The 16,639-nt window shown below is 45.7% G+C and carries 16 protein-coding genes and 2 pseudogenes; 9 read left to right on the forward strand and 9 right to left on the reverse strand.

Annotated features, from left to right (window positions below; translation table 11 throughout):
- A pseudogene (locus LDL40_RS16060) lies at window positions 1-1,087 on the forward strand (peptidase M14); the annotation flags it as partial.
- Window positions 1,088-1,318: 231 nt separating this feature from the next.
- Here LDL40_RS16060 and LDL40_RS16065 read toward each other — a convergent pair.
- A complete protein-coding gene (locus tag LDL40_RS16065) occupies window positions 1,319-2,020 on the reverse strand; it encodes a ComF family protein (protein ID WP_300996461.1) in 702 nt (233 codons plus the stop codon).
- 54 nt (window positions 2,021-2,074) lie between these two features.
- On the opposite strand from LDL40_RS16065, the gene bioH reads away from it, so the two are divergent.
- The 3 genes from bioH to LDL40_RS16080 all read left to right on the forward strand — a co-directional run bounded on the left by bioH (window position 2,075) and on the right by LDL40_RS16080 (window position 4,110).
- Window positions 2,075-2,830, forward strand: a complete 756-nt coding sequence (gene bioH / locus LDL40_RS16070; protein ID WP_300996462.1) for a pimeloyl-ACP methyl ester esterase BioH — start codon at window positions 2,075-2,077, stop codon at window positions 2,828-2,830.
- Between the two features lie 113 nt (window positions 2,831-2,943).
- Window positions 2,944-3,213, forward strand: a complete 270-nt coding sequence (locus tag LDL40_RS16075; RefSeq protein WP_300996463.1) for an excinuclease ATPase subunit — start codon at window positions 2,944-2,946, stop codon at window positions 3,211-3,213.
- A gap of 9 nt (window positions 3,214-3,222) precedes the next feature.
- Complete coding sequence (locus LDL40_RS16080; RefSeq protein ID WP_300996464.1) at window positions 3,223-4,110, forward strand: putative metalloprotease CJM1_0395 family protein; 888 nt, start codon at window positions 3,223-3,225, stop codon at window positions 4,108-4,110.
- A gap of 99 nt (window positions 4,111-4,209) precedes the next feature.
- Here the strand turns inward: LDL40_RS16080 and LDL40_RS16085 are convergent, their stop codons facing one another.
- The 3 genes from LDL40_RS16085 to greB form a co-directional block, all read right to left on the reverse strand.
- Window positions 4,210-6,531 carry a Tex family protein gene (locus tag LDL40_RS16085; protein ID WP_300996465.1) on the reverse strand — a complete coding sequence of 774 codons (2,322 nt, stop codon included), beginning with the start codon at window positions 6,529-6,531 and terminating at the stop codon, window positions 4,210-4,212.
- A 142-nt stretch (window positions 6,532-6,673) separates the two neighbouring features.
- Complete coding sequence (locus tag LDL40_RS16090; RefSeq protein WP_300996466.1) at window positions 6,674-8,038, reverse strand: aldehyde dehydrogenase family protein; 1,365 nt, start codon at window positions 8,036-8,038, stop codon at window positions 6,674-6,676.
- An 8-nt stretch (window positions 8,039-8,046) separates the two neighbouring features.
- On the reverse strand, window positions 8,047-8,532 hold the full coding sequence (gene greB, locus LDL40_RS16095; RefSeq protein WP_300996467.1) for a transcription elongation factor GreB: 486 nt from the start codon (window positions 8,530-8,532) through the stop codon (window positions 8,047-8,049).
- Window positions 8,533-8,832: 300 nt separating this feature from the next.
- Here greB and LDL40_RS16100 point away from each other — a divergent pair, with 300 nt between their 5' ends.
- From LDL40_RS16100 to envZ, 3 genes are all read left to right on the forward strand, one after another.
- Complete coding sequence (locus LDL40_RS16100; RefSeq protein WP_300996468.1) at window positions 8,833-9,036, forward strand: hypothetical protein; 204 nt, start codon at window positions 8,833-8,835, stop codon at window positions 9,034-9,036.
- Between the two features lie 107 nt (window positions 9,037-9,143).
- Complete coding sequence (gene ompR, locus LDL40_RS16105; RefSeq protein WP_300996469.1) at window positions 9,144-9,869, forward strand: two-component system response regulator OmpR; 726 nt, start codon at window positions 9,144-9,146, stop codon at window positions 9,867-9,869.
- Window positions 9,870-11,186, forward strand: coding sequence for a two-component system sensor histidine kinase EnvZ (gene envZ / locus LDL40_RS16110; protein ID WP_300996470.1), 1,317 nt, complete (start codon window positions 9,870-9,872; stop codon window positions 11,184-11,186).
- Window positions 11,187-11,237: 51 nt separating this feature from the next.
- Here envZ and LDL40_RS16115 read toward each other — a convergent pair whose 3' ends face one another.
- The 5 genes and pseudogenes from LDL40_RS16115 to hslR all read right to left on the reverse strand — a co-directional run bounded on the left by LDL40_RS16115 (window position 11,238) and on the right by hslR (window position 14,867).
- Window positions 11,238-12,779, reverse strand: a complete 1,542-nt coding sequence (locus LDL40_RS16115) for a phosphoenolpyruvate carboxykinase (RefSeq protein WP_300996471.1) — start codon at window positions 12,777-12,779, stop codon at window positions 11,238-11,240.
- Between the two features lie 214 nt (window positions 12,780-12,993).
- Entirely contained in the window at window positions 12,994-13,842 is an 849-nt protein-coding gene (hslO, locus tag LDL40_RS16120; RefSeq protein WP_300996472.1) for an Hsp33 family molecular chaperone HslO, read from the reverse strand.
- A gap of 16 nt (window positions 13,843-13,858) precedes the next feature.
- Window positions 13,859-14,095, reverse strand: a complete 237-nt coding sequence (locus LDL40_RS16125) for a heat-shock protein Hsp15 (protein WP_300996476.1) — start codon at window positions 14,093-14,095, stop codon at window positions 13,859-13,861.
- Between the two features lie 9 nt (window positions 14,096-14,104).
- A pseudogene (locus tag LDL40_RS16130) lies at window positions 14,105-14,212 on the reverse strand (S4 domain-containing protein); the annotation flags it as partial.
- Window positions 14,213-14,468: 256 nt separating this feature from the next.
- Window positions 14,469-14,867 (reverse strand): ribosome-associated heat shock protein Hsp15, encoded by a 399-nt coding sequence (gene hslR, locus LDL40_RS16135; RefSeq protein WP_300996473.1) that lies wholly within the window; start codon window positions 14,865-14,867, stop codon window positions 14,469-14,471.
- A 422-nt stretch (window positions 14,868-15,289) separates the two neighbouring features.
- Between hslR and LDL40_RS16140 the strand changes: the two genes are divergently transcribed.
- Complete coding sequence (locus LDL40_RS16140; RefSeq protein WP_300996474.1) at window positions 15,290-15,646, forward strand: hypothetical protein; 357 nt, start codon at window positions 15,290-15,292, stop codon at window positions 15,644-15,646.
- A 121-nt stretch (window positions 15,647-15,767) separates the two neighbouring features.
- Window positions 15,768-16,406: a hypothetical protein gene (locus LDL40_RS16145; RefSeq protein WP_300996475.1), complete on the forward strand. Its 639-nt coding sequence runs from the start codon at window positions 15,768-15,770 to the stop codon at window positions 16,404-16,406.
- Window positions 16,407-16,639: the final 233 nt, after the last annotated feature.

Genomic DNA, 16,639 nt, shown 5'->3' on the forward strand with positions numbered 1-16,639 from the left:
GCCATCCGCCGGTGCTTATGCCTATGCCTTTGACTGGGCCGATCAAAAGGCACCCTTGCTGGCTCAGGCGCTGTTGGATCAAGGTGTGGTATTACGCGCTGCCAGCAAGCCATTTTTTGCCAAAACAGCAGAGGGCGAACAGGCCTTTAGCGCTGGTGCTATCGTTATAGCGGCTGGTTTGCAGCAGCACAACAACTGGTTTGAACTTTTAGGTAAAGCCCAGCAGCAAACAGGCTTAGCCATCACAGCTCTTACGTCAGGCTTAACCGCTAAGGGCCAGGATTTAGGCAGTAATGGTTTTGTGCCTGTGACTAAACCTAATGTGCTTTTGGTGGCAGGCCCTGATGTCAACTCCACTGAAGCTGGCGAAGTTTGGTTTAATCTGGAAAAACTGGCTGGTATTTCGCCAAGTTTAATCGAACCTCAGCGTTTAAGCCGTGTGGATTTAAGTCGCTACACTCACATCATTTTACCGGATGGCAGTTACAACAGCGTGCAGCAAAAGGAGCAACAATTGCTGAATGACTGGGTGAAAAAAGGTGGCGTGCTTTGGGGGCACAAAGGTGGCGCAGCCTTGTTGGTGCGCTCAGGTTTATTGAAAACCAAAGCCTGGAACTCTGCAGACATGAGTATGCTGATTGTTGATCAAGGTTTAAGTTATGCCGATAAAGAAAGTCTGGCTGGTCAGCGCCGTATTGCTGGTGCTATTTATCAGACGCAACTGGATTTAAGTCATCCTTTAACTTTTGGTCTGTCGAATAAAAACCTGCCCGTGTTTAAAAATGGCACTTTCTTGTTGGCGCCCAGTGAAGAGCCTTTTATCAACGTGGCTCGGTATACAGATAAACCTCAACTGGCCGGTTATACAGCGCCCGAATATGTCAGCCGTATCGCTGAAGGTGCGGCAGTCGTTGCGCATAATCATGGCGAAGGTCGTGTCATTGGCATGACAGATAATCCGGTGTTCCGTGGCTATTTTGTTGGCTCCAGCCGTTTACTGATCAACGCTTTGTATTTTGGCAAAATGTTTAGCGCGGAGTCCTCTGATGGCGAAGGCGAAGAAGCCCACGAAGACGAAGCGCATTAGATAACCTGAACTCGGTGTAAGCCGCGTCGCTGAATAGGCATCTTTTTGCCGCCTCTCTGCGTTGCTCTGTCTAGCCATAGCTCACTATGGCGTACGACAAAGCGCCTTGAGATCCACAAAAATCTGCGCATTCCGTTGGTAAAGAATATAGTGTTTAAAAGGTGTAATTTTACTGCATTGATTTTATTGGCTAAATCAAAGAGCGCCGACACTCATTACCCCGAGTTCAGGTTATTTAGCCCTGGTGATGGCCAGAGTCCAGACGCTGACGGTCTGGACTCCTTTAGCTTTGAGCAAAGCGCTCAGGTAATCCAGAGTGGCCCCTGTAGTTATGACGTCGTCCACCAAAGTGACATGAGCGGGCAGGGCGCGTTTTTGCAGCTCAATTTTGCCTTTTAAATTCGCCAGCCGCTCTTTGCGATTCAGTCCAATCTGATGGGGTACTAAATTTGTGCTTTGAAACAAACTGACACAAGGTTTTTGCCAGGCGGCAGAGAGCTGTAGTGCCAACAGTTTTGCCTGATTAAAGCCTCTTTCCTGCAGTCTTTGATTAGATATGGGTGTATAGCTAATACAATCCGGCAGGGAGCCACCTTGCTGTTGATAGACTAGTGCCTGCTGATAAATCAACTGACACAACAACTCGCCTGCTGCGTGATGCTGCTGAAATTTCCACTGGCTGATCCAATGGCGGTAAGGTTGTCGGTACCAACTTAAGCTGCAAAGACGATCAAACTTGGGCCTGGTGAAACCTTGTGCGACTTGAGGTAGTAACAAAGCATTGTGTTCAACCCAGCTTAAATCCAATTTAGGTAATTGAGCATGGCAAAAATCGCATAGCTGGGCCTGCGGTTGTTGCACCTGCATTTGGCACCAAAGACAGCTGTTTGGCGCTAGATGATGCACCAGTCGCTGCAATAAAGTCGCTTGCATCTGCATCCCTGCTTTGATAAAAGGCCTGTCATAACCTCAAGTATGGTCGAGTGAATGAGCGAACAACTAAAATTTAGCCAAACCCCAGTGGTGTTCTTGCATGGCTGGGGCTTAAACCATCAGGTCTGGTCGCAACTGGTGTTGGCATTACCAAAAGAACTGGATATAAGGACGCCTGATCTGCCTGGCTTTGGTTTGTCTCCTTGTCCTGAGTCCTATGATATTGACTCTGTGCTGACGCAATTGGCTGAGCAAATCCCGGATCAAAGCATTTTGATAGGCTGGTCTTTAGGTGGGGTATTGGCCATAGCATTAGCCAGCCGCTACCCGGAAAAAGTACAGAAGCTGGGGCTAATTGCCAGTTCGCCCTGTTTTATGGCGAAAGACAACTGGCCAGGCATGGAAGGGCGGGTGATGCAGCAATTTGCTGGTCAATTGCAGCAGGATCTGGCCTTAACAGTAGAGCGATTTTTAGCTATTCAGGCCATGGGCAGCAGCACAGCACGGCAGGATATTAAACTATTAAAACAAGCAGTCTTGAGTTTAGCTTTGCCTTCGGCTACTGCTTTACAAGGTGGACTGGAGTTATTGGCCACTTTAGATATGAGGCAAGAATTTGCCGCTTTAACATTGCCCGTTTTTAGCATTTTAGGTCGTTTGGACTCACTGGTCCCCGTCGCTATAGCCCCCTTGTTACAAAGTTTACGCCCTGAGTTACAGTTGGCTATACTGCAGAAATCCTCACACGCACCTTTTATTTCGCATCAACAAGAGTTTATTTCCCTTTTATTGCCACATTTGTCCGATTAAATTTAACTAAATTAGAAAAATCTGCAATTTGGCGGCAAATACTTGCCGCCGGGCTTTCGTTTTGCCGAAAAATGACTAATAATTACTCAGTTAAATTAGTCAACGAGGTCAGGATGGAAATCAGTTCAGCCTTTACGAGCGGTTTTCAGGGCTTTCAGCGTGCATCAGACGCTGTGACTGAAGCGACCGCAAATATAAATCAGCAAACTGCCCAAAGCAGTAATCAACGTGCACTGGAAACTCCGGTGGAGCCAAGTACTGGCCCCTCAATAGAGCAAAGTCTGGTGACGTTAACTAATGAACAAATTAATGCTGAAGCCAATATGAAGTCTGTAAAAACAGCCGACGAGATGTTGGGTTCTATAATTGATTTAAGGGTGTAATTAAGCTTTATGTTACTGACTTCGAATTACCCAAATGTGCCATTGCACACTGGTAATCCGGCCATGGATATGGTCCGGCGCGATAATTTGCGTCGTGAAGTTATTGAACCTGTCGCAGCTATGGAACGCTCTGCTGCCGAAAAAGGCCTGATGGCGGATGAAAAAAGCCGCAATGGTAACAGTCCTACCCCAAGTACATATGAAGACGTCAAAACCAAAGGCTTAGAATACCGTCAGGCCGTAGTGGAAAAAGATCCGCAATCAGGTTCAGATCAGGAGAAACAAGGTTCCTCTGAACAGCAAAAAGACGATCCTCAGCAGCAAAAAGAAGAGCAGGCTGAACAAAAACGTATTGCGGAATTAAAAGCCCGGGATCAGGAAGTAAAAGTTCACGAGCAGGCTCATGCAGCTATTGGCGGTCAATATGCCGGTGCACCCAGCTATGAATATGAAACTGGTCCCGATGGTCAGCAATACGCAGTAGGTGGTGAAGTCCGTATTGATGTGTCTGAAGTACCTAATGATCCACGTGCTACCATCCAAAAAATGCAGCAGGTTAAAGCTGCTGCTTTAGCCCCAGCAGAGCCATCTAATGCAGACCGGGCTGTAGCAGCTCAGGCAAGTCGTACCTTAATGGAAGCCCAAGCCGATTTAGCGGCAGAAATTGCGCAGATGGCTACTGCAAGTCCGGAGAAAACAGCACAAACTGCTTCTTCTGATGGTACTGAATGGGAGCCCTATGAAGCGCCTGCGAATAATGAGGCCAATGATTTTGCACCTGCTGATTTCAAATCTCTGCAGCGTGACCCATTAATGTCACTGCGTTCTGATGTGATTTCAGGTTTTTATGCCAGAGCAACTCAGGTTTCTGAACGGCCTTTATTGCAAATTGCTTAACGCTACCTGATCCAACTCCAGTGGATATATGGTTGGAATAGAATTTAAACAAAAGCCGGGCAGACCCGGCTTTTGTTTTATAGTGCCAAATCGAGGGTATTACTTTTTAAACTTGGCAAAAGCCTGAGCAAAAGCATTGCCCATAGCGGCATTTGGTACTTCTGGCGTTTTTGCTGGTTTAGCCGCTTTGGCTGAACCTGAGCCTGCAGAACGTGACGCCTCTTTTCCGGCACCGCCAGCGCCCTTGGCCGCCGGTTGTTCGTCCATTCGCATCGTTAACGCTATACGTTTACGGTCCAGTTCAACTTCCAGTACTTTCACTTTGACGATATCGCCAGCTTTAACCACCTGATGTGGGTCTGAGACAAACTTGTCCGTTAAAGAAGAAATATGCACTAAGCCGTCCTGATGCACGCCGATATCGACGAAAGCGCCAAAGTTGGTGACATTAGTGACCACGCCTTCCAGCAACATACCAGGCTTTAAGTCGGCCATGGTTTCTACGCCATCTTTAAAGGCAGCAGTTTTAAATTCAGGGCGAGGATCACGGCCTGGTTTATCCAGCTCTTTAATCACGTCTTCTACTGTAGGCAGACCAAAATGCTCGTCGACAAAATCGGCAGGATTCAGGCTTTTTAAGAAAGCGCTGTTGCCCAGCAGTTGCTCTATAGGTTGGCCAAATTTCGCCAGAATTTTTTCCACTAAAGGATAAGCTTCAGGGTGAACTGAAGAGGAATCCAAAGGATCCAAACCTTTGTTAATACGAAGGAAACCTGCAGCTTGTTCATAAGCTTTAGGCCCTAAGCGGGCAACTTTCAATAAATCTTTACGTTGCTGGAAGCGGCCGTGGGTGTCACGGTACACCACAATATTTTGGGCCAGCGTTTTGTTTAAACCTGCTACCCTTGCCAGTAAAGGCACGGACGCCATATTTAAATCCACACCAACGGCGTTTACACAGTCTTCCACTACGGCGTCCAGAGACTTCGCTAACAAGCTTTGGTTCACATCGTGCTGGTATTGCCCAACACCTATAGCTTTAGGCTCCACTTTCACCAACTCGGCCAATGGATCCTGTAAACGACGGCCTATAGACACAGCACCACGTAAGGATACATCCAGATCCGGGAATTCCTGTGAGGCCAGCTCGGAAGCTGAATACACCGAAGCACCGGCTTCAGACACCATAATTTTGCTGATATTCTGTTCTGGCAGCAGTTTGATCACATCGGCGGCTAACTTGTCGGTTTCGCGTGAAGCTGTACCGTTACCAATAGCGATCAGCTCAATTTTGTGTTGTTTAGCTAAAGCCGCTAAAGTGCGGACAGATTTGTCCCAGTGATTTTGTGGGGCATGAGGGAATACAGTGGTCTGGTCCACCAGCTTGCCGGTTTCATCAATAGCAGTGACTTTCACACCAGTACGTAAACCCGGGTCCAGTGCCAGCGTAGGGCGCATACCAGCCGGGGCGGCCATTAATAAGTCTTTTAAGTTACGGGCAAATACTTTAATGGCTTCCTCTTCGGCTTGCTCACGCAATTCGCCTAACAAGTCATTTTCTAAATGCAGGTGTAATTTTACTTTCCAGGTCCATTGCACAACAGTACGCAGAAAATCATCAGCAGCACGGCCTTGCTGGCGGATATCAAAATGGTTGGCGATCATTTGTTCGCAGATGGCATGAGCAGAAGTGTCGTCGGCATCAGGTTGCAATTGCAGGTTTAAAATGCCTTCGTTGCGGCCACGGAACATCGCCAATGCGCGATGGGACGGCACTGTTTTAAAAGCTTCTTTGTGTTCAAAATAATCGCGGAACTTAGCGCCTTCCTGCTCTTTACCTGCCACCATGCTGCTTTTCAGTACGGCATTCTGGCTTAAGTGACGGCGCAATTTTGCCAGCAACGCTGCATCTTCGGCAAAACGTTCCATCAGAATGTATTTCACACCATCCAGCACAGCTTTGCTGTCGGCAAAACCAGCTTCGGCGTTTAAATAAGTGGCAGCTTGTTGCTCCGGCACTAAAGTGGGGTCGTTAAACAGCGCATTGGCCAGAGGTTCTAAGCCCGCTTCAATAGCGATTTGGCCTTTGGTACGGCGTTTTGCCTTATAAGGCAAATACAAATCTTCTAAACGGGTTTTATTGTCTGCCGCCAACAGTTCTTGTTTCAGCTCTGGTGTCAGCTTGCCTTGTTCATCTATGGTTTTGATAATGACCTGACGTCTGTCTTCCAGCTCACGCAAATAAGTCAAGCGCAGATCCAGGTTACGTAGCTGGGTATCGTCCAGGCCACCTGTGACTTCTTTACGGTAACGGGCGATAAAAGGCACAGTAGCGCCTTCGTCCATCAACTGAATAGCTGCTGCAACCTGCTCTGGACGTGCTGAAATTTCCAGAGCAATTTGTTTAATAATCATAGACATAACTTAAAGCTTCCTTAGCATCCGGCGACTTTGAGACAAGTAAAAGCCGGACTGGTTCTTATCAACTGCGGCAATTGTCCACTGTTAAGGCTAAAAAATCCAATAGCAAAACGCTGAAGCGTGTTTTGTCCAAACCAGTTGGCTAACTGAGCCAGTTCAACACTTTAGCTTTCCAATCGGCGTAAGGCGCGAAACGCACCGGAAGTTCAGGCCAAAGTGGGCGTTTTAATACAGATTTCAAATGGCTAAATTGTTCAAAACCTGCTTTGCCTGAATACTGCCCCATACCACTGGGGCCTACACCACCAAAAGGCAATTCGGATACAGCCATAAACATCAGTACATCGTTAATACACTGACTGCCACTGCTGATTTGCTCCACCCATTGCTGTTGCTGTGTACTGCTATTGCTGAACAAATAGGCTGACAATGGTTTGTCGCGTTTCTGCACTAAAGCTACGGCGGCATCAAAACCGCCGATAGAAATCAGAGGCAGTACGGGGCCAAAGATTTCCTCTGTCATCAAAGGACTCTCAAGAGGTGGGTCCAGTACTAGAGTCGGACTGAAATACAACTGCTCCAGGTCCACTTCACCACCGTGATATACATTGGTACCGTCCAGATAACTGTGCACCCGTTTTAAGTGGCGCTGGTTAATAATACGGCCATAGTCAGGACTGAGTTTGGGATCGTCACCATACATCTGGTGCAACTGCGCCTTAATTTCTTCCGCCAATGACTGAGCTATATCTTTGTGCGCCAGAATATAATCAGGTGCTATGCAGGTTTGGCCTGCATTGAGCCATTTACCCCAGGCTATACGCTGAGCTGTCAGCTTTAAATCGGCACTGCTGTCGACATAGACCGGGCTTTTGCCACCTAGTTCTAAAGTGACTGGGGTTAAATGTTCAGCGGCGGCTCGCAGCACAATTTTGCCGACCTGGCCATTGCCTGTGTACATAATATGATCAAAAGGCAGTTTCAATAACTCTGTAGTCTCAGCCACGCCGCCTTCGATGACAACCACAGCCTCTTTATCTAAATACAAGGGTAGTAAACGGGCCATAATGGCAGAAGTGGCCGGAGCCAGTTCAGAGGGTTTGAGTACGGCACAGTTACCCGCAGACAACACAGCGACCAAAGGAGCCAGAGCGAGCTGAAGCGGGTAATTCCAGGCGCTGATAATGAGTACGGAGCCATAAGGTTCAGGTTGAATAAAAGCCATTGAAGGAAAAGTACGCAGACCCGTGCTGACCCGGCGTGGTTTGGCCCAACTTTTCAGCTTGCTAAGGCAATGTTTAATGTCTGAATGCAAGTAATTTATTTCACTGAGCATGGCCTCAAAGGACGGTTTTGCTAAATCTTGTTGTAAGGCCTGTAATAACTCGCTTTGATGCGACGTCAGCAGCAATTGAAGTTGTTTCAGTTGCTGTCTACGCCAGTTCAGATTTTTGGTGATGCCGCTGGCAAAATACAGCTGTTGTTGATTCAATACTTGCTGATACATAACACACCTTAGTTTTTTTGTTGGGGATACCAGATTTTGTTAATCCACCATTCTTTGATGCCGGTGGGTGTCGGCACTTTCACTTCATCATCTGCTTGTTTTTTAATCAAAGCCCTGGCCATAGGGGAGTCTATCGAAATGTAATCATTGCGACCATAAATCTCATCAGGCCCGACAATACGAAAGGTCAGTTGTTCACCTTCGTCATTTTCAATTTCAACCCAGGCACCAAAAAACACCCTGCCATCTTGTTGTGGTGAATAATCCACCACTTTAATCACTTCCAGGCGTTTGCGTAAATACCGGACTCTTCTGTCTATTTCGCGCAAAAGTTTCTTGTTGTATTGATAGTCCGCATTTTCACTACGATCGCCCAGACTGGCCGCCCAAGCCACTTTGGCCGTGGTATCCGGGCGTTTTTCCCGCCATAGATGGTTTAACTCCTGTTGTAAGGCTTCATAACCTTCGCGGGTGACTAACTCTGTTTTACTCATGCTATCCGGTGACTAAGTGACAAAAAACAAGGTGATTCTGGTCTGACTTTATAACCATTTCACTGCAAAGTGGAAAGGGAAGCTGATGAATTTCAATAGCTACCACAAAACAGCGGAATACACTTTGTCTTCAAATTAAGAAGATTGAAAAAATAAATACATATTAATCATGCATATACGGTATTTAATGAAATTTTTTTTAAAAATTTCATCACTGTCATTTAGATGTAACAAAAATATGCTAGGCGAAATTGACTTGGCCTACTATAGTGAAAATGTGCTTAACAAAGGAGGCCAACAATGAAAGTAAAATTAACAGGTCTGATAGTCCTTGCTACGGCTCTTGTGATGACAGGCTGCAGCTCAGCGCCAGATTATGCTTACGTGATTGATCAAAAGACCTTAGAGAAACAAGAAAACTCCACACGGCTTAATGCTCATACAGCTCACGTGGTTTGGGTGAACCCACCGATGCGTAAAGTTGAGAAGGTGCAACCTGAATAAGTTAATCAAACAAAAGCAGACAAATTTTGTAACAACTGAACCCGGCGCATGCCCTCCATGCACCGGGTTTTTCGTTTATAGTGGCATTAATCAGTGGAGGGATTGCTATGCTCGGACAAGAAACAACAAAAATTTTAGTGGTCGATGATGACATGAGGTTACGTTCTTTATTAGAACGTTATTTGGTCGAACAAGGTTACATCGTCCGTACCTCAGCTAATTTCGAGCAGATGCAAAGGTTAATGGAGCGCGAAAACTTCCATTTGGTGGTGTTGGATTTGATGCTGCCTGGTGAAGATGGTCTGTCTATTTGTCGTAAACTGCGTCAGCAGGAAAATGAAATTCCTATTATTATGCTGACCGCCAAAGGAGATGAAGTGGACCGTATTATTGGTCTGGAAATGGGAGCTGACGATTACCTGCCAAAGCCATTTAATCCCCGTGAATTATTAGCCCGTATCCGGGCTGTGTTGCGTCGCAAATCCAAAGAGTTACCTGGTGCACCAGCTGTCGAAGAAAGTCAGGTGAAGTTTGGTCCTTTTGTATTTAATCTTGCGACCCGCGAAATGCGAAAAGGTGAAGAACTGATGCCTTTAACCAGCGGCGAATTTGCAGTATTGAAAGTGCTGGTGACTCATGCCCGCGAACCTTTGTCGCGTGACAAATTAATGAACATGGCGCGTGGTCGTGATTACTCTGCCATGGAACGCAGTATCGATGTTCAGGTGTCCCGTTTGCGTCGTATGCTGGAGGATGATCCTGCTAATCCACGTTATATCCAAACTGTTTGGGGTCTGGGCTATGTGTTTGTACCTGATGGTGCTGTCAGCTAAATGCGTTTGTTCCCTCGCAGTGCTTTTGGCCAGACAGTCTTTCTGATAGGTATTTTGCTGCTGATTAATCAGTTGGTGTCGTACTTATCCGTAGTCTATTACGTGATAAAGCCCAGTTATCAACAAATAAACCATCTAATCGCTAAGCAAATCAAAGTGGTCTTTATCGATGTAGAGCATAGTGATGTTCTGTTGTCTGAGGAATTAACTAAAAGATTTCAACAGGCTACAGGCATAGAGGTCTACACTGATGCGACTGCACCTCTGAACGGATTAAACGAAGCCAGCTTCTATCAGTATTTTTCTGAGGAAATGTCGTTAGAACTTGGCGGGCCAGCCGAAGTACGTATTGCTCAACAAAATAGTTATGCGTTTTGGGTTAAACCTCCTCAGGCGCCCCACTATTGGGTGAAAGTGCCGCTGACGGGGTTGGATGAAACTGATTTTTCACCTTTGAAAATTTATGTTTTTGTCATAGGTTTTTTAAGTGTGGCCGGTGGATGGCTATTTGCGCGTCAGCTCAACAGGCCTTTACAGGGCTTGCAGCAAGCCGCATTAAAAGTTGGTCGTGGTGAAATGCCAGAGCCTCTGCCTGAGCGCGGGTCCACTGAGATAGTTGCTGTGACTAAGGCCTTTAACCGTATGGCTAAAGGGATAAGTCAACTTGAGAAAGACAGAGCTTTGTTAATGGCTGGTGTGTCGCATGACTTACGTACACCATTAACCCGCATCCGCTTGGCCAGTGAAATGGTGAGTGAGCATGATAGCTGGATTAAAGATGGCATTGTCAGTGACATTGAAGACATGAATGCAATCATCGACCAGTTTATAGATTACATTCGGCATCACAAAGAAGAAGCTTTGGACGAAGAAGATTTGAATCTATTGGTGCAGGAGCAGATCAGTGCTGATAGATTGCAAAAGCGAGAGATTAAAGCCAGCCTTTGTGAATCTTTACCTCCTGTGCCCTTGCGCCGTATCGCGATAAAACGCGTACTGACCAATCTGATAGAAAATGCGCTGAAGTATTCAGAGGGAGTTATTGAAGTAAGTACAGGAGTTGAGCGCGCCAGCCGTAAGGTTTATGTGCAAGTGCGGGATCATGGCCCTGGTATTCCTGAGCACGAAATGCAACGTATGTTTGAGCCTTTTGCTCAAGGTGATACAGCCCGCGGCAGCGGGGGATCAGGTTTAGGCCTGGCTATTATCAAAAAGATTGTCGATATGCACCATGGCCATATCAGTATGCATAACCATGCTTATGGCGGATTGGTGGTGACTGTATATTTACCTTTAAGCCAAACTAAAACCACATAAAAAAAGGCTCCCAATGGGAGCCTTTTCATCAAATTCAATGTCAGTCAAACATTAAGCCACTTTTGGACCTGCGTTGCGGATCGCATCAGATACATCGTATTTCTTAAAGTTATTAGCAAACTCCGCCGCCAGTTTAGCTGCGTACTGATCGTAAGCCGCTTTGTCAGCCCAGGTATCTCTTGGGTTTAACAAAGTGCTGTCCACGCCTGTGACTTTCAAAGGTACGTTTAGGTTCAACTGTGGTAAATGTACAGTTTCAGCCGTGGCTAATTCGCCAGAGACTATAGCGTCGATAATGCCACGGGTGGTTGGGATATCAAAACGTTTACCCACACCGTGTGGACCGCCTGTCCAGCCTGTGTTGACTAAATACACTTTGCTGCCAAATTCACGTACACGTTTGATCAACAGCTCAGCGTAAACACCGGCCGGGCGTGGGAAAAACGGTGCACCAAAACAAGTCGAGAAGGTCGACTCAATGGCAGAGGTTGAACCAATTTCAGTCGAACCTACTTTGGCGGTGTAACCACTTAAGAAGTGATAAGCGGCGGCTTCTTCTGACAGGATAGACACAGGTGGTAATACACCGCTCACATCACAGGTCAGGAAGACTACGGCTTTAGGCTCGCCAGCACGGTTTTCCAGTACACGTTTTTCGACGTGAGCTAATGGATAAGCAGCGCGGCTGTTTTGCGTCAGGCTGGCGTCTTTATAATCCGGCGTGCGGTTAGCATCTAACACCACGTTTTCCAGAATAGTGCCGAAGCGGATTGCATCCCAAATCACAGGCTCATTTTTCTGCGACAGGTCGATACATTTAGCATAGCAACCGCCTTCAATATTGAAGACTGAGTTTGGTGCCCAGCCGTGTTCGTCATCACCGATCAGGAAGCGTTTCGGGTCTGCAGATAGAGTCGTTTTACCTGTGCCTGACAAACCAAAGAATAAAGTGGTATCGCCGGCTTCTCCTACGTTAGCTGAGCAGTGCATTGGCAGGACGCCTTTGGCTGGTAACAGGAAGTTTTGCACAGAGAACATGGCTTTTTTCATTTCGCCAGCATAACGCATGCCAGCCAATAATACTTTGCGCTCGGCAAAGTTGATCATTACAGTGCCATCACTGTTAGTACCGTCACGCTCTGGGTCACATTCAAAGGAAGGCACGTTCAGAATTTGCCAACTCTCTTTGCCCGCTTTGTTCCACTGTGCAGGAGTGATAAACAGGTTTTTGGCAAAAATATGTTGCCAGGCTGTCTCTGTAGTCACAGTCATCGGAATGTAGTGTTCCGGGTCTGCACCTACTTCAAGGTGAGAGACAAAATGTTCTTTGGTCGCGATAAAGTCACTGACACGGGCCCAAAGTGCAGAGAATTTCACCGGATCAAAAGGACGATTGACGTTGCCCCATTGAATATCCTGTTCTGTACTGGCTTCTTTGACGATGAAGCGATCCGTAGGTGAGCGACCAGTTCTATGACCGGTTTTAACCACTAAAGCGCCGTTGTCCGCTAATACACCTTCATTACGACGAATAGCGTGTTCAACTAAATCAGCCACTGTTAAATCAAGATGGCGAGTGATTGTAGAGGTCATTGTAGGGTGACTCCTTGAGGTACGTAGGTCAGTAAATTTATGGTTTTTTAATAGGGTTCGGCACGATTGTACTCCATTTAGACGGCTAAAACACCACGAAAAACAGCCTTTTGTTGGAAAATCAAAGGAAAAATGAAAGCTTACAAGGTGGGTTACAGGGCGAGGCTATAAGCTGTCAGGCCTGTTGCTGTGAGGCCTGACAGCGGCAAAGGTGTTAGAACTTGTTCAATAATAAAGACAATTCTGCACTATCAAACAGATAAGTACTGTTGCAGTAATCACAACTGATCTCCAGTTTGCCTTCTGCTATATGCTCTTCGATAACAGACTTACCAAGACTAATAATAGCGGCCTCACATTTTTCTCTGGAGCAACCACAGACAAAACGTATAGCTTGCGGCGCGAACAACTCAACTTCTTCGTCGTGATACAAGCGGTGTAGCATTTGTTCAGTGGGTAAGTTCAGCAATTCGCTTGAGGTGATAGTGTCTGTGACTATCACTAAATCACTGAAGTCCTGTTTGGCTTTTTCAGGGTCTACAGGCAATACCTGCAACAGTAAACCCGCTGCCCGGCTGTGGCTTTCTGTCAGTTCAGTAAATAGATACAAACGGGTTGGCAACTGCTCAGACTGTGCAAAATAGGCTTCTAATGTTTCTGTCAGGCTATCTCCTGTCAAAGGGATAATGCCCTGATAACGTTCACCTTGTTTTGGCGTTATAGTGACCAGCATATAGCCTTCACCTATTAAGTCCCTGAAGCCTGTAGCGCCTATTTCAGCTTGCAGACGGGCTACTCCGCGAAACTCTTGCTCTGCAGTACCATTGACTGCGGCAAAACGCACAGGACCATCGCCTTGCAACTGCACTGCAATATCACCATCCAGTTTTAAGGTCGCTGTCAGCAAGCTGGTAGCAACCACCAGTTCCGCCAACAATTGTTTCACCGGATATGGGTAATCGTGATTTTGCAGCATTTGTTGCAGACTGTCGGAGGTGTACGCGATTTCGCCTCTGACGTCGCGCTGGTTAAATAAAAAACGTACTAACAGATCTTGATTCATAACATTACCTTAGGACCTAGGATTGCTGAGCTTTAATCAGCAGCAATTGACGCCGCATTTTTTTGTCCGGTTTGGTTTCCGGGTGAGGCGCGAACAGCACATTCATTTTACGTAACTCCGCGCGTTCAAGTTTAAGCTTGATACTCTCGTCTGTTTCCTGATAAAGAGCCTGAGCTAAAGGAGCTGACAGTCTTTTGTCAGATAAACCCACTACAAGCACAGTGCGCTCGTCTGTACCTTGTGTCAGTTTCACTGTTGCTCCGACTTCAACAGTTCGGCTTGCTTTACAACGCTGGCCATTATAATGAACTTTTCCGCCTTCGATCATGTCTTTTGCCAGCGCTCTGGTTTTGTAAAAACGACAAGCCAACGCTTTATATGTTTCAAATTATGTATCCACTTAAAGGCCTGTAAAGCCAAAAGTTAGGCAAATACTAACTTTAATCGACTAATCCACTGAATAAGTGGATACATTTTTTAGGATACATTTATTTCAAGCGTTGTTGAGTCGAAATTCCAGTATCAAGGATACAAAATTCGCGTTTTTATGCCTTGGACTCAAAGCGATTTTCCAGACCAAAGGCCCAAAAAAGCTCAAAACCGATCACATCTGAAATTGAAGCCGATTATGATTGCTGCGATTTAAGTAACAACAATTGTCGCCGCATTTTTTTGTCAGGCTTGGTATCAGGATGTGGAGCGAAAAGGTTGTTCATTTTTCGAAGTTCGGCCCGCTCCAAACGTAAAGTTTGGCTTTCGCTGGTTTCCTCGTATAACGCCTGAGCGAGAGGTGCAGCAAGCCGTTTGTCTGATAAACCTTTTACAATGATTGTTTTTTCATCAGTACCCTGTGTGAGTCTAATGGTCGCGCCAACTTCAACCATTCTGCTCGCTTTGCAGCGTTGGCCATTATATTGGACCTTTCCACCCTCAATCATGCTTTTTGCCAAAGTCCGGGTTTTATAGAATCTCGCGGCCCACACCCAGCTGTCCAAGCGAACCGAATCAACATTATCTTTACTCATAAGTCCTCGAAAAGCGATGCCAAGGTCTGCTACCAATAGTATGAATTAATTATACATGATGATGTCTTTTAGAGTGATTTTGACTTGTGGGGGTGATTGCATACAAGAAGTGCCAACGATGCACCTGTATCTATCTTCAACGCGACTTTATTAACTTTAAGCGTCACAGAAATTAATCTCAAACAGACCGACGCTATGCGCTAAAGCGGATATTCGTAATATATCTGGACGGGTACTCAGTGTTGTTTGCTTTCATCATAAAACAGGCAAGCTTTGAGCAAATCGATAGGCACATTTATCTGTTGCTGAAAAAGAAAAAACATTCTAGTTTAGAAACTTAGAGTGGATCGACCTAAAAATAACAGGCCAGATAAGAGTAATAATGTGCCAGCACGCGTTTGGTAGTAGCTAGCGGTGGTTGGTTGATTAATAAGTTAATGCTGCTGTTTCATCTGGTAGAACCAGATAACGCGTGCTGGCAACAATACACAATTGTTAAGCGTATAAATCATCATGACTTGGAGGTAACGGTAGGTATTGAAGCAAGAGCAGTGATCTCGTTCGGGTTGGAAGTGAATGTTGAAGTGAAAGCGAAAGCCGTAATGGAGGTAATCATGGATAATTTGATCGTATTTATTACATGCGTTTGGTGCGGAGTGGCGTTTTTGCGGGCCTGGTGGGACACTTTCAATCCGAACGAGAGATCAGTAATTGTGAATTACCTGCCAGATCCAGGAAAAACGAGAGGGGGTTCGATTCCTCCTCCCCGCACCAATTAATGAGCGCAGCAACATAGTGTCAGTACTTAACAAGGGCAGGCACGGCGACTGCTTTTTCGTTTAGGCTTCGCCTCAAACATATATTCACGCATGTTGCGGGCGTTAACTTTCTTCGGAGTTTATGGCATTGATAGAAGAATCTTGTAGCTTAATTGGGACTTGGATAGAGCCGAAATATGTAATTCCGGCAGCTATGGCATTGCTATCGTCAGGGCTTTTTCCATTTTTTCTTCACAAATATAAAATGACTAGAGAGCGTGAGGAAAAGTTGTTCGATACTAGAAAAACGGAATACCAAGAATATTTCAAAGTGATGGAAAGAGCTGCTCGGTTGGCGGGACAAGATTATGACAAATTCTTATCTGAAACATTGCCTGAAGCTTCATTGCGCCTTTATAAAGAAGAGTCCTCACCTGAATCGTTAGTTAATTATCAAAATACAATGAATGAATTTACCAAAGGTATTCAGGAAGGTTTTCAAAAGGCAACTCATGAGTTAGTCGGGTTGCGGATTGTATGCTCAGATACACTGGCTGGGTTACTAGATAAATTTGAATCATTGTACAAAGATATTCTTTCTCTCCAACCCATGATGTTAAAGGAAATTAGAGAGTCTATGACTCCTGAGTCATTTATGTCTGGTGAGTTTAATTTCGAAACACCTACCCAAGTAAAAATGGTAGAAATGGGCACTAATTTAGGCTTGCTCAGAGATGCCATTATAAAGCAAATGCGAATAGAGCTTGGTTATAAAAGTTAACAAACAGAGACGGTTTTTCGTCATGGTTTCACCTTAAAAGCGAAGTTACACATACTGAGAGCGTGAATGTCTGCAATTGTTCAAAGCGTAGATCGGTTCTGTGCCAAAAGCGGAAATTTACTGAGATTCGACTAGATCGGCGCTTTTCACTGAAAGCAGACAATCCTGCCAAAACTAAAGCTGAGCTCTCGAAAATTTCGAGACTTCAATACATCGTTAAAACGTAAAAAAGC

This window comes from Rheinheimera sp., from assembly GCF_020217005.1.
Lineage (GTDB): Bacteria > Pseudomonadota > Gammaproteobacteria > Enterobacterales > Alteromonadaceae > Pararheinheimera.

Bases quoted from the DNA above. Each gene is read 5' to 3' on its own strand.
- envZ (WP_300996470.1), top strand. From the start codon at position 9,870: ATGCGTTTGTTCCCTCGCAGTGCTTTTGGCCAGACAGTCTTTCTGATA.
- greB (WP_300996467.1), bottom strand. From the start codon at position 8,532: ATGAGTAAAACAGAGTTAGTCACCCGCGAAGGTTATGAAGCCTTACAA.
- LDL40_RS16100 (WP_300996468.1), top strand. From the start codon at position 8,833: ATGAAAGTAAAATTAACAGGTCTGATAGTCCTTGCTACGGCTCTTGTG.
- hslR (WP_300996473.1), bottom strand. From the start codon at position 14,867: ATGAGTAAAGATAATGTTGATTCGGTTCGCTTGGACAGCTGGGTGTGG.
- LDL40_RS16145 (WP_300996475.1), top strand. From the start codon at position 15,768: ATGGCATTGATAGAAGAATCTTGTAGCTTAATTGGGACTTGGATAGAG.
- LDL40_RS16085 (WP_300996465.1), bottom strand. From the start codon at position 6,531: ATGTCTATGATTATTAAACAAATTGCTCTGGAAATTTCAGCACGTCCA.
- bioH (WP_300996462.1), top strand. From the start codon at position 2,075: ATGAGCGAACAACTAAAATTTAGCCAAACCCCAGTGGTGTTCTTGCAT.
- ompR (WP_300996469.1), top strand. From the start codon at position 9,144: ATGCTCGGACAAGAAACAACAAAAATTTTAGTGGTCGATGATGACATG.
- LDL40_RS16090 (WP_300996466.1), bottom strand. From the start codon at position 8,038: ATGTATCAGCAAGTATTGAATCAACAACAGCTGTATTTTGCCAGCGGC.
- LDL40_RS16080 (WP_300996464.1), top strand. From the start codon at position 3,223: ATGTTACTGACTTCGAATTACCCAAATGTGCCATTGCACACTGGTAAT.
- LDL40_RS16075 (WP_300996463.1), top strand. From the start codon at position 2,944: ATGGAAATCAGTTCAGCCTTTACGAGCGGTTTTCAGGGCTTTCAGCGT.
- hslO (WP_300996472.1), bottom strand. From the start codon at position 13,842: ATGAATCAAGATCTGTTAGTACGTTTTTTATTTAACCAGCGCGACGTC.
- LDL40_RS16115 (WP_300996471.1), bottom strand. From the start codon at position 12,779: ATGACCTCTACAATCACTCGCCATCTTGATTTAACAGTGGCTGATTTA.
- LDL40_RS16065 (WP_300996461.1), bottom strand. From the start codon at position 2,020: ATGCAAGCGACTTTATTGCAGCGACTGGTGCATCATCTAGCGCCAAAC.